This window comes from Micromonospora sp. NBC_01740, assembly GCF_035920365.1.
Classification (GTDB): domain Bacteria; phylum Actinomycetota; class Actinomycetes; order Mycobacteriales; family Micromonosporaceae; genus Micromonospora; species Micromonospora reichwaldensis.
On record NZ_CP109150.1, the window covers coordinates 5340669 to 5354283 of the forward strand.

Here is a 13615-nt window from a genome sequence, read left to right on the forward strand (position 1 = left end):
CTACGCCACGGACGCCGCCCCCTCGTGCAGCGCCACGGCGGCGGCGGTGTCCTCGATGGCCATCCCGACCGTACGCAGGACGGACGTCCGCCCGCCGACGCGCACCTCGCCGGTGACCAGCCTGCCCAGCTCGTGCAGGTCGTCCACGCCGACCAGGCCGGCGGCCAGGGCGGCGCGCACCTCACCGGCGCCGTCCAGCGCGGCGGTGCGGTCCTCGACGACCGCCACGGCGTCGGCCAGCAGTGCGGGGTCGAGTTCGATCGCGTCCGGGTGGGTGCCGCCGATGACGTTGACGTGCGCCCCGGGCGCCACCCAGTCCGCCTCCACCAGCGGCGTGTTGTCGCTGGTGGAGGTCGCCGTGCAGATGATCGCCGCGTCGGCGACGGCGGCCTTGGCGCTGTCGCAGACGCTCGCGTGCACGGGGTGGGGCACGGCGTCGCGCACCCAGTCGGCGAACTGCTCCGCCCGGTCCCGGGTCCGCGAGAACACCCGTACGCTGCGGATCCGGCGCACCGCCGCGACTGCCCGCACCAGCGACCGCGCCTGCACGCCCGCCCCGATGACCGCGAGGTCCTCGGCGTCCTCGGCGGCGCACCAGCGGGTCGCCAGGGCGGCGACCGCACCGGTGCGCACGGCGGTCAGCTCCGCGCCGTCGAGCAGGGCCGTGATCTGCCCGGTGGTCAGGTCCGTCAGCGCGACGACCCCGTGGATCAGCGGCAGGCCGCGCCCGGGGTTGTCGGGGGTGAGCGTGGTGATCTTGACGCTGCCCACCCCGCGCCGCCCCCAGACCGCGGGGCTGACCAGCAGGACCCGCTGGGGGCCGTGCTCGATGACGGTGCGCGCCGGGGAGTCGGTCCGGCCGGCGACCAGGTCCGCGAACATCTCGCCCAGCGCGTCGATCACCCGCACCAGCTGGGGAGTGCCCGCCATCTGGGCGGCGTCGACCGTCACCGGCCCGGTCATCCGGCAGCTCCGTCGGTGCCGAACCGGGCGGCCCAGGCGTCCTCGCGCGACACGGTGGCGCGGGCCATCCGGGCGAACGGCGGGCCGACCATGTTGCCGTCCAGCACGGCGATCCCGCCGTTGGCCGCCCGTACGGCGTCGGCCACCCTGCGCGCCAGGCGCAGGTCGTCGGCCTGGGGGCGCAGCACCCGGTTGATCTCGTCGAGCTCGCCCGGGTGCACCGTCGCCTTGCCGTGGAAGCCGAGCGCCCGCACCCGGGCGGTCTCCTGCGCCAGGACGGCCGGCTCGGCGAGCCGGAAGTTGGCGGTGTCGATGCAGGCGGTGCCGTGCCGGGCGCAGGCCAGCGCCATCGCCTGCCGGGCGGCGAGCATGGCCTCCCAGGTGATCTCGACCCCGAGCGTGGCGGCCAGATCGGCCGAGCCGAGGACCAGCCCGTCACTCGCCCCGGCGATCGCGTCGATCTCCGTGACCGCCTCCACGGTCTCCACCGTCACGTAGATCTCCGGGTGCGCGTCCGCGCTGGCCAGGATCTGCCGCAGCAGGGCCACCTCGGCCGCCGACGTCACCATCGTCATCATGACGATGCCGGGCCGCACCGAACACTCCGTGAGGGCCACCAGGTCCTGCACCGCCGCGACGCTGCCCAGCTGGTTGATGCGCACCGCGACGTTCTCCGGCCGGGGCGCCTTCTCCAGCGCGGCCCGGCACACGGTGCGCGCGGCCGGCTTCTCGGCCGCCGGTACGGAGTCCTCCAGGTCGATCAGGTGCACGTCCGCGTCGTAGGACCACGCCTTCACGACCCGGTCCAGCGACAGCGCCGGGGTGTAGAGGATGCTGCGCGGGATCGCCCGCGCGGCGCCGGTCATCGGGTCACCGGCTCAGGTCGCGCGTCGGCCGTGCGGGCGCCCGCCTCGACGAGCACGGAGCACAGCCTGGTGATCTGCTCCTCGGTCTGGCCCGCGCGCAGCATGACCCGCAGGCCGGCGGTGCCGCGGGCGACGATCGGGAAGAACACCGGCGAGGTGTAGAACCCGGCCGCGAAGACCCGCTGGGCCGCCTCGACGACGGTCTCGTCGCTCATCGGCACCACCCGGATCGGGTACGTGCTGCCGGACTGCTCGGTGGCCAGCAGCGAGTCGAACAGCGCGATGTTGGCCCGCAGCCGCCCCTGCAACCGGGTCAGCTCCTCGGTGCGGTGGATCTCCGCCGAGGCGAGCGCGGCGCCCACGGCGGCGGCGTTCATCTTCTGCGAGTAGCCCAGGGGCCCCGCGAAGCGTTCGACGATCCGCCGCGTCTCCTTGGGGAAGCCGTCGAGCAGGATCGCCGTGCCGCCCGCCCCGAAGCCCTTGCTCAGGGTCGCGACGGTGATGGTGCGGTCGTCGCGCACCGGGCAGTGCGAGCGGACGTAGCCGATGCCGCGCTCGCCGTACGCCGACAGCGAGTGCGAGTCGTCGTAGAAGACCATCATGTTGTACTTGTCCTGCAGCACGGCCAGTTCCTCGACGGGCGCGTAGCCGCCGAGGCTGTCCGAGCCGTCCACGACGTAGCAGACGCGTTCGTAGGTGCGGCACATGTCCTCGAGGTAGTCGAGGTCGTGGTGGCGGCAGGTGACGACCTCGGTCTCGTCGGCGCAGTTCGGCTTGGCGTTGGCCATCGACACGTGGGCGTTCTTGTCGAAGACCATCAGCGGCCGGGTGCCGTTGCCGAGGTGCCCCGACGCGATCAGCGGCAGCAGGCCGGTGCTGGCCGCCGCCGTGGAGATCGCGCTGATCACCATCGCGTCGAACAGCTCGCCCAGCGACTCCTCCAGCTCCAGCAGCACCGACGTCTGGACGCGGGTGCGCGGGATGCAGTGGTCCAGCACGCCGAAGCGGCGCAGCGCGGCGACGGCCCCGTCGATCACCTTGGGGTGGGTGTCGAGGTCCAGGTAGGAGCAGACGGTGAAGTTGACGAACTCGTGGCCGTCGGCCATCCGGAACACGCCGTCGGAGAGGTCGCCGACGATGCCGGCGACCCCGTGTTCCTCGGACATGTTCCAGAAGGTGTTTCCCACACCGATGAGCTTGTCGTTGTTGCGGTAGCGGTGGGTGGGGGTGATGGACTTGCGCTCGCTCATCAGGAGTTCACCTCGGTGGGCTTGTAGCTGTAGACACCCTTGACCCTCCGGTAGGCGTACGTGTACAGCGCGACGCCGAGCGCGTGCGGCCTGCGGAGGATCTTCTTCGACTTCAGCCAGAAATTGACGTTGATGTTCATCTCGTCCAGCGACTCGGCCTGGTGCCACCAGCCGAGCGGCAGGTAGAGCATGTGGCCCGGTTCGAGGACGAAGTCACGGCGCTGGGCCAGCTTGGGCGCCACCCTCGGGAAGCGCGCCAGGTCGACGTTGTCCAGGTCGAAGACCTGGGACTTGTCCCCGAACCCGCGCAGCACCGAGCGCGGATAATACTCGCGGGAACCGGGCGGGGCGATGATGAACCGCTTGCGGCCCTCCAGCGCGATGTTGAAGTTCTCGAACTCGTCGAAGTGGTTCTTGGTGAACACGCCGCGGTGGCTGATCCACAGGTTCGCCGCGTACAGCGTGTCGCCGTAGCCGAAGAACCTGTCCGCGTCGAAGCCGATGACGGCGTTCACGTCGGCCGGGCTGTTGCGGATGTTCGACACCACCCGGTGCCACGTGCCCGGGGTCGTCAGGTGGCGCTCGTCGGCGAAGAAGTCGCGGAGCTTGATGTCGCGGGTCTCCCAGCGCCCCGGGTGGTTCTTGTCGCCCGGCTCGGTGAACAGGGTGACGGTCATGTCGGCCAGCCGGCTCGCCACGCCGTCGCGGCCGAGCCCCTGCACGTCGGGCGGCAGCGCGATCACCACGGGCACGTCGGCCTTGAAGAGGCCGCCGGGGCCGACGGCCATGAACTCGTCGAAGGTCATGCGGGCCACGGGGACACCCGTCGACCCGTTCGCGTTGGACACTGCGTCCGAAACTCCCATGTCGCCTTTCCTCACTGCTGAGGGCCGCGGTGCGCGGCCGGTCACGCGTTGGCCCTGCGGGCGCTCAACTCCGCCACCACGTCCACGATCAGGTCCTCCTGGCCGGCGATGGCCTGCCGCCTGCCGAGCTCGAAGAACACGTCGCGCGCGTCGACGCCGGCGCGGCCGGACAGCTCGACCACCCGGTGCTTGAACCCGGAGAACACCCCGGCCAGGCCGCTCACGATGGACATCGAGGCGGTGACGGGAGGGGCGGGCATGAGCTCGCGTTCCGCGAGGTCGGCGGCGTCGAGGAGCGCGTACAGGTCGATGCCGGTCGCGAAGCCGCTGCGCTCCAGCACGGGGACGAGCACCTCGAGCTGGGTGTTGCCCGCCCCGGCGCCGAAGCCCCGCGCGCAGCCGTCGATGATCAGGGCGCCGGCCTGCGCCGCGGCCACCGAGTTGGCGACGGCCATGCCGAGGTTGTCGTGGCCGTGGAAGATCACCGGCGTGTCGACCGCCGCGGCGATCGCACCGATCCGCGCGGTGACGTCGTCAGGCAGGAAGTGACCCGCCGAGTCCATGATCCCGACCGCCTGCGCGCCGTACGCGACGGCCTGCGCGGCGTGCTCGGCCAGCTCGGAGGGGGACGCCATGTGGCTCATCATCAGCACGCAGTGTGCCTCGGCGCCGGCCTCGCGCAGGACGTCGAGGTGGCGCTCGGCCAGCGACGTCTCGGTGGCGTGCACACCGATGCGGACGACGTCGGCGCCGTGGCCGATCGCGCGCCGCAGGTCGTCGGAGGTGCCCCAGCCCGGCAGCATGAACACGCCCATCCGGCTGTGCCGCAGCGCCTCCCGGACCGTCGACAGCATCTCGTCGTCGCTGACCGCGGCCTGACCGACCTGTAGGGACGACGCGCCGAGGCCGTTGCCGTGGCCGACCTCGACCACCGGGATCCGCGCCGCGTCCGCCGCCTCCGCGTACCGCCGCAGGGCGACGGCCCCGAGCTGGTGGCGGACCGCGTGCTGGCCGTCGCGCAGCGTCGGGTCGTGGATCACGACGTTCCTCATCGGGCCGCCTCCGTCCGGGCGCTCCGGCCCAGCCGGGCCGCGTGCTGCTCGGCGACCAGGATGGCGGCCGAGTTGATGATGTCGAGGTTGCCGGCGTACCGGGGCAGCACGTCGCTGTGGGCGGTGACCTGGAGGGTGACCGTCACCCGGTCGTCGACCACGGTGCAGGCGGTCACCGCGTAGCCGGGGGCGAACGACCGTACCTGCTCGGCCACCGGGTCGACTGCCGCGCGCACCGCGGCGACGTCGGCGCCCGGGATCCGCGCGTGCACGGCCGTCCGGAACGTCGCCGGCGGCACCGCCGGGCTGATGTTGAGGATGGCCTTGACGTCGCGTACGCCGGAGAACGTCGTGACGGCGTGCCGGGTCGTCGCCACGTACTCGTCGAGGTTCAGCCGGGTGCCACGGCCCGCGACGTCGCTGGCCACCGTCGAGACGACCTCGATGTAGCTCACCGGGAAGCGGGCGGCGAGCGCGTGCGCGACCGGAATGGACGCCTGGCCGCCGCAGCTGATCAGGTTGATGTTGCGCCCGGTCGTCGCCTCCACCCCGGTCACGGTCGGCACCACCATCCGGCCCACCCTGCTGGGCGTCATGTCGACCACCAGCGGGCCGAGCGGCTCCAACAGCGACCAGTGGCGCAGGTGCGACGCCGCGTTGGTGGCGTCGAACACGACGTCGAACGCGTCCCCCGCCGCCAGCACGGCGTCGATCCCTGCGGCGCTGACGGGGTAGCCGAACCGCTCGGCGTGCCGCAGGCCCGCCGAGTCCGGATTGCGCCCGGCCACCAGGCGGCAGTCCAGCAGGGCGGATCGGTGGATCTTGCTGATCAGGTCCTGGCCGATCGCCCCGGTGCCGATGACGGCGACGGTGGCGGTGGCGGGTTCGACGACGCGGACCTCGGCGTCGGTCACGTCCGCGGTGAGACTCAAGGCGTGCCTCCAGGGCGCCGGTGCCGGCCGGTCCACGACCGCCGGGCGAGGGATCGGCGGGTACGGGTCGCGCGGCTCACGGATTCCGGGTCGTAGGTTCTCAAGTACGTCGTCCTCACCATTCGAAGTGCGCGGCGCCCCGGGCGGAACCTCGGGCGACACGACAGGGGTCGGTCGCGCGGGGTCGGCGTGCCGGGCGTCGCCGCCCCGCGGTGCCGCTCCAGGCTGCGGGTGCCCGGACGGCCCGCGCGACGCCCACGGCGGCGCGGCCGCCCTCGGGCGTCGCGGTCGGTGGACAGTCGGGAGACGGGTGCGCCGGGCGGATGTCGGGACACGTCGTGACCGGAAGTCGTTCGGCGGAATCCGTTCGGCCGGAATTGCCGAGTCGAACAACAATCGGACATATACCTTGATCTCAGAAGTCTCGACGTATTAACCGAAGAAGCCCCCGTTTACCTGCACGACAACCAATGCGGCCGTTGCGCTCCGTCAGCCGCAGCGTTCCGTCGGCATCGAAGCTATCAGATGGCCACGCCGAGTGGACCCGGCTGTTACGTCACTCTCGCGACAGTCCAGGCTGGAGTGTGAACCGTCACAGAGCCCGCGAACGGGCGACGTGCGGTGGCAGCCACCCGCCCCGCTCGCGGCGCTTCGGAGGGCCTCCGGGCAGGCCGTACGCCCGAGCTGCCCGCGCGGTCCTCCGGCGGGTCACCGATCCGTCGCGCGGCGCCGACGACACTTCACCCTCGACGCCGCCACGACCATTTGCGACTATCCTCGTCAGCTCCACCGTGCCGGCATTTTCGGACGGTCCGGCCGAATTGTCGAAGGCGGTGTATCGGCAGATCGAAAGGGGGAGGGAATGGAACGTCCGCCCACCCGCCGGCGAAGCCCGACCGGCGCCGGACGACGACCGCCGCCGCACCCCCTACCGGCCCCGCCCGCCCCGAACCGGACGCGCCACCCGCCCCGAGAGGACACACCATGACGACCACCCGGCCGCCCGCAGTGAGCAGGTCGCCACTGGGCCGCGCGTACGCCGAGCACGTCGCCCGGAGCGCGTCGACGGACGACCCGACGGCCGCCGCCCTCGACTCGGTCATCCTCGAGCCGTACCGGGACCGGTTCATGAGCGCCCCCGCCTTCCTGGCGGAGAGCGAGTGCCGGGCCGTCGCCCGGGACCTCCGCACGGTCTACGACCTGCTGCGCGCCCTGCCGGAGCGGGTGTTCGACGGGGACCTCACCGCACTGGCCGAGGCCGTCGGCATGGATCCCCGGCAGACGGCGCTGATCACGCGCGGCGCCCGCGTCGGATCGCTCGTCCCGCTTGGCCGCGCCGACCTCTACCACGACGGCGCGGGGTTCCGGCTGCTCGAGTTCAACCTCACCAGCGCCCTCGGCGGCTTCGAGTCCGCCGACATCAACCGGGCGATGCTCGCGTACCCGCCGCTGCGGGAGTTCGTGGACCGGCACGGGCTCCGGTACCCGGACACGCTGGGCTGCATCGTGCGGATGATGTACGCCGAGTGCGCCGCGATGATCCCCACGGACCGGCCGCCCGTCGTCGCCGTGGTGGACACGACGGAGAACTACCCCATCGTGGGCGGCCGGCTCGAGGTGTTCGCCGAGCTGCTCGCCGGGTACGGGATCGAGGGGATCGGCTGCCACCTCGGCCAGTTCACGTACCCGCAGGGCCGGCCGACCGTGGCGGGCCGCGCCGTCGACGTCGTCGTGCGCTACTTCCTGCCCGAGGACCTGGCCGACCCGGTGGCGGCGGCCCAGGTGGAGCCGCTGCTGGTCGCCGCGGAACAGGAGAAGGTCGGCCTGTTCAGCCGCCTGGACGCCGAGCTCTACGGCAACAAGGGCACCCTGGCCATGCTCTCCGACGACCGGCACCGGGGCCTGTTCGCCGCCGACGAGCTGGCCTGCGTCGACCGGCTCCTGCCGTGGACCCGGCACGTACGCCCGCGCGGCACCGATCCCGAGGGGGCCGAGGTCGACCTGCTCGCCTACGCCCGCGCCCGGCAGGACGAGCTGATCCTGAAGCCGACGCTGCTGCACGGGGGCAACGGCGTACTCGCCGGGTGGACGGTGGGCGGCGACGAGTGGCAGGCCCGGCTCGACTCCGCACTGGACGGCCCGTACGTGCTGCAACGCCGGGTCCGGCCCGCCGCCGAGCCGTTCGCCGACGGCGCGGGCGGCGTGCGGGACCTCTACCTCAACTGGGGGGTCTACCTGGCCGACCGCGACGTCGTCGACGAGGACGGCTACGCCGGCTGCCTCGTCCGTGGCAGCACCGACCCGGGGGTCGGGGTGGTCAGCATGGCCGGCGGCGCGAAGATCGGCTGCACCTTCCACGGCGGCTGAGCGCCCGTCGCCGGCCGGGTCAGGTTGTCGCGCCCGTACCGCCGCCCGCCGGGCACCGGATCACGGTGCCCGGCGGGCTCAGCGGTGTGCGACGGTCGGTGGGGCCGGCACGACCGGGCGCTGAGCGCCCGCACGTGCCGGCCGGTCGGTCGCGGGGCGCTCAGGCACCCGCGCCGGAGCGCACCCGGTCGATCCAGGCCTCGACGTCGTCGGCGGTACGCGGCATGGCCGACGACAGGTTCTCGTGACCGTCCTCGGTGACCAGCACGTTGTCCTCGATCCGGACGCCGATGCCGCGGAACTCCGCCGGCGCCAGCAGGTCGTCGGCCTTGAAGTACAGGCCGGGCTCGACGGTCAGGATCATCCCGGGCTTCAGCTCGCCGTCCATGTACTCCTGGCGCAGCAGCATCTGGCAGTCGTGCACGTCCATGCCGAGGTGGTGGGACGTGCCGTGGACCATCCACCGCCGGTGCCAGCCGCCGCTCTCCCGGTCCAGGGTCTGCTCGAGGGTCACGCCCTCGGGCAGCAGTCCCCACTCGTGCAGCCGGCGGGCGATGACCACGTTCGCGGCGGCGTGGATGTCGCTGAACTTGTTGCCCGGCTTCACCGCCGCCAGGCCGGCCTCCTGCGCCTCCAGGACCGCCTCGTAGATCTTGCGCTGCACGTCTGTGAAGCGACCGGTCACCGGGAGGGTGCGCGTGATGTCGGCGGTGTAGAGGGAGTCGACCTCGACACCGGCGTCCACCAGGATGAGGTCGCCCTCGCGGACCGGACCGGTGTTCTTCGTCCAGTGGATGGTGTTGGCGTGGTCGCCGGACGCGCAGATGGTCTCGTAGCCGATGCCGTTGCCGTCGTGGCGGGCGTACAGGCCGAAGAGACCCTCGACCCACCGCTCGCCGCGCTCCTTGCCGACGGCCTCGGGCAGCCCGGCGATGATGGCATCGAAGCCCCGGTGGGTGGCGGCGATCGCCTTGCGCATCTCGCCCACCTCCCACTCGTCCTTGCACAGTCGCATGCCCGACAGGTGGCGGGCCAGCTCCTCGTCCGCCTCGTGCTGCTGCGTGACCGACGCGGGCGTCTCCGCCTGGGCCCGGGTCTCGTCGACGAGCCGGGCGAGCTCGCCGTCGGCCCCCCGCACCACGCGCACCACGGTCGCGCCGGCGTCCTTGGCCAGGACGTCCGGGAGCGAGTCGATGTGCCGGGTGCCGATGCCCAGCCGCTGCTCGATGTCGCGCATCGTCGGGCGGGGTCCGACCCAGAACTCGCCGAACCGGGAGTCCGCGAAGAACTCCTCGCTGTCGCGCGGCGCGAGCGGCCGGAAGAACAGGATCGCCTCGTGGCCGTCGGGCCTGGGGTCCAGCACCAGGACGCTGTCGGGCTCGGTGTCGAACCCGAGACCGGTCAGCCAGGCGAAGGCCGTGTGCGGGCGGAAGGTGTAGTCGGTGTCGTTGCTGCGCACCTTGAGGCCGCCAGCGGGGATGATGAGGCGCTCGCCCGGGAACCGGCGTGACAAGGCCGCCCGGCGGCGGGCCGCGTGCTCGGCGACCTCCGCGCGCGGGACAGGTGCCGCATCCGTACTGGCCCAGCCGGAGGCGATGAAAGCGCGGAATGCGTCGCTCGTCGGGGTGTTACGGTGGCTGGCTTTCACCTGCTCGTCGCTTGTCATGGCCGATATCCTGCCACGCGCCGCGGAGCCACGGCAAAGCTGCCGCGACCCTCGACTGTGGCTGCTGGAGCGCCCCGGCTGCAGGCGTGGTCGCGGTCGTCACCGCCGGGCGTCCGGCGCGTAAGCGGGTATCGACGTTTGTGTCCACGGCACGGGCCGGAGAGTTTTGCCGAAACGCCACAATCGATCGACGTCTTGACATCCGTTGTAACATTTTCGAAGCCGCTCGATCGGCATCCGTGGCGCGCTTGTGAACGCCGCCGTTTCCGCTTTGTTTGATCCGACCGTCCGATGCGGTCGCCAACTCACGGAAAGCGAAGTGTCCATGCAATTGTCTGCGTTGAGTTCTGCGGTGAAGACAGCTTTCGGCAGTGATTCGCGTCGTCGGGGCAGGCGGATCGCCGTCGCGGCCGCGCTCGGGGTGGCGCTCGTGGGCGGGGCGGGCGCGGGTGCCGCGGCCGTGGCCCCCGCGCCGCCGCCGGAGCCGGCCGCGGCGCCCGTCGGCGGCCACGCCGTACGCCAGGGCAACGTCACGGTCGACGGCGCGACCCTGCGTTACACCACCAGCGGGAGCGGCTCGCCGCTGGTGCTGCTGCACGGCTGGCCGCAGACGTCGTGGGTGTGGCACAAGGTGCTGCCCAGCCTCGCCCAGCAGCACACCGTGATCACGTTCGACCTGCCCGGCCTGGGCGCCTCCACGGCCCCGGCCGGCGGCTACGACAAGGCCACCACGGCGCGCCGGATCCGGCAGGCGGTCAACCAGCTCGGCTTCACCCAGGTGGCCCTGATCGGCCACGACCTCGGCGCCATGGTCGCCTACAACTACGCCCGCGACTTCCCCACCGAGGTCACCCGGATCGGCGTCGTCGAAAGCCCGCTGTCGGGATTCGGACTGGAGAACTTCTACGGGATCAGCTGGCACTTCCTCTTCAACGCCTCACCCGCGCCCATCCCGGAACGCATCATGGACAACGAGGACGTCCCCACCTATCTGGGAATGCTCTTCGACCGCGCGCAACATCCGGCGGCGATCGACCGCAACGTCTACTACCGCGCGTATTCCGACCCGGCGAAGCGGACGGCGGGATACGAGTACTACCGGGCGTTCAAGGCCGACGCCGCCGACAACCAGGCCCACGCGCAGTCGAAGCGCCTGACCATTCCCGTGATGGCCATGGGCGCCCAGTCCGTGTTCGGACCCGCCGTCGCCGCCTCCTACCAGCAGGTGGCCGACGACGTCCGCACCGTCGTGGCCCCCGACACCGGCCACTGGATCGCCGAGGAGAACCCGACCTTCTTCAGCGCCTGCGCGTTGCTCTTCTTCGGACCCTCCACCGGCACCCCGTCCAGCCCTGAACTCACCGGCTGCGCCCCCTGACGGGAGCCCCTCCCGCACGCACCGCGCCACGGCGAGGGCGACCTGCGTCGACCCGGGCCGGCGGTGGCGACGCCACCGCCCCTTCCGGTCGACCCGGCTGCCCTCGCCGTGGCGTCGGCGTACCTCACCGGCCCTGACCCTGGAACTGGTCGCGGACGAGTGGGAGCGGCGGGGTCCGACGCCCCCGGGCACGGTCGGCGGCCCGCGGGCCTAGCTGTCCGCGTAGACGAGGTCCAGCACGTCGGTGCGCCCGGACCAGCGCAGTTCGAGGTGCCAGCAGCCGGCCTGCGGCAGGTCGACGATCGACGGCCCCGGACCGCCGGCGACCTCCCGCGTCACCCGGGTTCCGGTGCCGTCCAGGGTCGCGGTGATCCGCAGGGCGTCCGGGGTGGTCGCGGCGGAGGGCGTCGCGGCGGGACGGGCGACCCAGAGGATCTTGTTGTTCGTCCCGTGCTTCCTGGACCGGCTCAGCGGGTGTCCGAACAGCACCGCGACGATCTCGCCGCGCGCGCCGAGGACGTGCGGCGTCCGGGTGCTCCCGCTGAACCCGGCGTCCGCCCAGTCGGGCAGCGGTCCCGTCTCGACCCGGGAACCGCAGCCGGTGGCGGCGCCCGAAGCCGCGCCCGTCGACGCCGTCACGGCCGGAGAGGCGGCCTGCGGGGCGGGTCGTCCCGCTGTCGTACACCCCGCCAACAGGACCACTGCCCCCAGCAACACCCTGCGCGCTGAACCCATCTCACGCCTCCCGACGACCTGCTCGTGCTTCCTCACTGTCGGGACACCGGCCGGCTCTCCCGGGTTCCCGACCCGGGCCCCGGGGTGGTGGGCCCGGGTCGGCACGACCGCCTAACCCAGCGACCTGGCGATCTCGATCGCCTCGTACCTGGTGAGGTCGCCCTCGATGCGGTAGCTGACGTCGGCCCCCTGCCAGATCAGGGTGGCGGCGGCGAGCCGCGCGGTCTCCACCCGAACGGTGCCGGCGCGATCCACGTAGGAGACCGGGTGCGGGGCGCCGATCCAGACGGCGAAGTCGCCGTCGACCTGGACCCAGCTGGCACCCGCCGCGCTGCTCTGCTTGTGGAAGGCCAGGTCGAGACGGCCGTCGAAGGCGTCGATGCGCAGCGCTCCCCCGCGGTAGAGCAGCGTCGCCACCCGGCAGAAGCCCGCGCCGTCGGGGTCGGCGACCAGCACCTGCTCGGGCGGGCCCAGCTTCGTCGGGGTGCGGACGGGGAAGCGCACCTTCCGCTGCGCCTCGGCCACGGTGGCGGGCCGCTGCGTCGGCAGTGGCGAGGCGACGCCGGTGGGACGCGCCGGGTCGGGCGTCGTGGCGACCGTGATGCCGGCGAAGCGCAGCAGCCCGGCGGCGGCGTCGGCGAGGGCCGCGCGACCCGGCGGCAGCGCCGCCACGACCAGGGCGGCGAGTGCCGCGGCCACGAGGTGGCGCCACCGGCGTCGCCTCGACGGGGGCGCGGCGAGGCGTGCGCGTACCCGGGCGGTCACGTCGGGCGGGTCGGGCGTCTCCAGCGAGGCGGCGAGGTCGCGCAGTTCGCGTTCGAGGTCATCCACGGCGCACCTCCGCGACGTCGAGCAGGCCGCGGAGCTTCGCCAGTGCCCGGGAGGTCCGCGACTTCACCGTGCCGCGCGGCCAGCCCAGCATGGTCACGGTCTCGTCCTCGCTGAGGTCGAGGAAGAACCGGCACACGATCACCTCACGGTCCTTCACCGGCAGCGAGCGCAGGGCCCGCACCAGGGTGGCCCGGCGTTCCCCGGCGAGGACGGCCTCGACGGCGGCGTCCTCGCCGATCTCCGCGGGCGGGTTCGCCACGGCCGCGCGCAGGGCGAGCCCGTCGCGCCGGCCGCGCGACCGGTGCAGGTTGCGGGTCTCGTTGGCCACGATCGCCAGCAGCCACGACCGGAACGACGACTCTCCCCGGTAGCGGGAGATCTTGCGATGTCCCTTCACGAACGCCTCCTGGATGACGTCCTCCGCGTCCGGACCCGCGCCGAGCAGCACCGCCGTCCGGTACGCGGACGCGGTGTGCCGGGCGACCAGGAGTTCGTACGCCTCCAGGTCGCCCGCCCGGACGCGGGTGACCAGGTCTTCGTCGTTCAGGGGTACCTCCGATGGGGACACGTTGATGACACCACCGGCGCCCTGCAGGTTCCGCCGCAGCGCGAAAAGGTGTCCGGTCGCATCCTTCGCCGTCCCGCCGGCCACGCCGGAGTTCGGCCCGGCCTGTAGCAATCCTTCTTGACGATTAATCGATGCGTAGCT

At 72.6% G+C, this 13615-nt stretch carries 12 protein-coding genes; 2 read left to right on the top strand and 10 right to left on the bottom strand.

Features of this window, described 5'->3' with window-relative positions:
* The 6 genes from OG989_RS23660 to OG989_RS23685 form a co-directional block, all read right to left on the bottom strand.
* Positions 1-963: an ornithine cyclodeaminase family protein gene (locus OG989_RS23660; RefSeq protein WP_327028488.1), complete on the bottom strand. Its 963-nt coding sequence runs from the start codon at positions 961-963 to the stop codon at positions 1-3.
* On the bottom strand, positions 960-1829 hold the full coding sequence (locus OG989_RS23665; protein ID WP_151454060.1) for an HpcH/HpaI aldolase/citrate lyase family protein: 870 nt from the start codon (positions 1827-1829) through the stop codon (positions 960-962). The genes OG989_RS23660 and OG989_RS23665 overlap by 4 nt, the downstream gene beginning before the upstream one ends.
* Entirely contained in the window at positions 1826-3079 is a 1254-nt protein-coding gene (locus OG989_RS23670; RefSeq protein ID WP_151454059.1) for an 8-amino-7-oxononanoate synthase family protein, read from the bottom strand. Before OG989_RS23670 ends, OG989_RS23665 begins: the two co-directional genes overlap by 4 nt.
* A complete protein-coding gene (locus OG989_RS23675; protein ID WP_151454074.1) occupies positions 3079-3885 on the bottom strand; it encodes a cupin-like domain-containing protein in 807 nt (268 codons plus the stop codon). Before OG989_RS23675 ends, OG989_RS23670 begins: the two co-directional genes overlap by 1 nt.
* 101 nt (positions 3886-3986) lie before the next feature.
* On the bottom strand, positions 3987-4997 hold the full coding sequence (gene dmpG / locus OG989_RS23680; protein ID WP_327028489.1) for a 4-hydroxy-2-oxovalerate aldolase: 1011 nt from the start codon (positions 4995-4997) through the stop codon (positions 3987-3989).
* Positions 4994-5929, bottom strand: coding sequence for an acetaldehyde dehydrogenase (acetylating) (locus OG989_RS23685; protein WP_327028490.1), 936 nt, complete (start codon positions 5927-5929; stop codon positions 4994-4996). Before OG989_RS23685 ends, dmpG begins: the two co-directional genes overlap by 4 nt.
* Positions 5930-6913: 984 nt before the next feature.
* Here OG989_RS23685 and OG989_RS23690 point away from each other — a divergent pair.
* Positions 6914-8296, top strand: a complete 1383-nt coding sequence (locus OG989_RS23690; RefSeq protein WP_327028491.1) for a hypothetical protein — start codon at positions 6914-6916, stop codon at positions 8294-8296.
* Between the two features lie 160 nt (positions 8297-8456).
* Here OG989_RS23690 and OG989_RS23695 read toward each other — a convergent pair whose 3' ends face one another.
* A complete protein-coding gene (locus tag OG989_RS23695) occupies positions 8457-9962 on the bottom strand; it encodes an aminopeptidase P family protein (RefSeq protein WP_151457514.1) in 1506 nt (501 codons plus the stop codon).
* Positions 9963-10314: 352 nt separating this feature from the next.
* On the opposite strand from OG989_RS23695, the gene OG989_RS23700 reads away from it, so the two are divergent.
* Positions 10315-11340 (top strand): alpha/beta fold hydrolase, encoded by a 1026-nt coding sequence (locus OG989_RS23700; RefSeq protein WP_327028492.1) that lies wholly within the window; start codon positions 10315-10317, stop codon positions 11338-11340.
* A 210-nt stretch (positions 11341-11550) separates the two neighbouring features.
* Here the strand turns inward: OG989_RS23700 and OG989_RS23705 are convergent, their stop codons facing one another.
* From OG989_RS23705 to OG989_RS23715, 3 genes are all read right to left on the bottom strand, one after another.
* Positions 11551-11979, bottom strand: a complete 429-nt coding sequence (locus OG989_RS23705; RefSeq protein WP_327028493.1) for a hypothetical protein — start codon at positions 11977-11979, stop codon at positions 11551-11553.
* A gap of 207 nt (positions 11980-12186) precedes the next feature.
* Positions 12187-12906 (bottom strand): hypothetical protein, encoded by a 720-nt coding sequence (locus OG989_RS23710; RefSeq protein ID WP_327028494.1) that lies wholly within the window; start codon positions 12904-12906, stop codon positions 12187-12189.
* A complete protein-coding gene (locus OG989_RS23715) occupies positions 12899-13474 on the bottom strand; it encodes an RNA polymerase sigma factor (RefSeq protein ID WP_327028495.1) in 576 nt (191 codons plus the stop codon). The genes OG989_RS23710 and OG989_RS23715 overlap by 8 nt, the downstream gene beginning before the upstream one ends.
* Between the last annotated feature and the right edge of the window lie 141 nt (positions 13475-13615).

Excerpts from the sequence above, each read along its gene's own strand:
- OG989_RS23660 (WP_327028488.1), bottom strand. The coding sequence starts at position 963 with ATGACCGGGCCGGTGACGGTCGACGCCGCCCAGATGGCGGGCACTCCC.
- OG989_RS23690 (WP_327028491.1), top strand. The coding sequence starts at position 6,914 with ATGACGACCACCCGGCCGCCCGCAGTGAGCAGGTCGCCACTGGGCCGC.
- OG989_RS23695 (WP_151457514.1), bottom strand. The coding sequence starts at position 9,962 with ATGACAAGCGACGAGCAGGTGAAAGCCAGCCACCGTAACACCCCGACG.
- OG989_RS23675 (WP_151454074.1), bottom strand. The coding sequence starts at position 3,885 with ATGACCTTCGACGAGTTCATGGCCGTCGGCCCCGGCGGCCTCTTCAAG.
- dmpG (WP_327028489.1), bottom strand. The coding sequence starts at position 4,997 with ATGAGGAACGTCGTGATCCACGACCCGACGCTGCGCGACGGCCAGCAC.
- OG989_RS23670 (WP_151454059.1), bottom strand. The coding sequence starts at position 3,079 with ATGAGCGAGCGCAAGTCCATCACCCCCACCCACCGCTACCGCAACAAC.
- OG989_RS23665 (WP_151454060.1), bottom strand. The coding sequence starts at position 1,829 with ATGACCGGCGCCGCGCGGGCGATCCCGCGCAGCATCCTCTACACCCCG.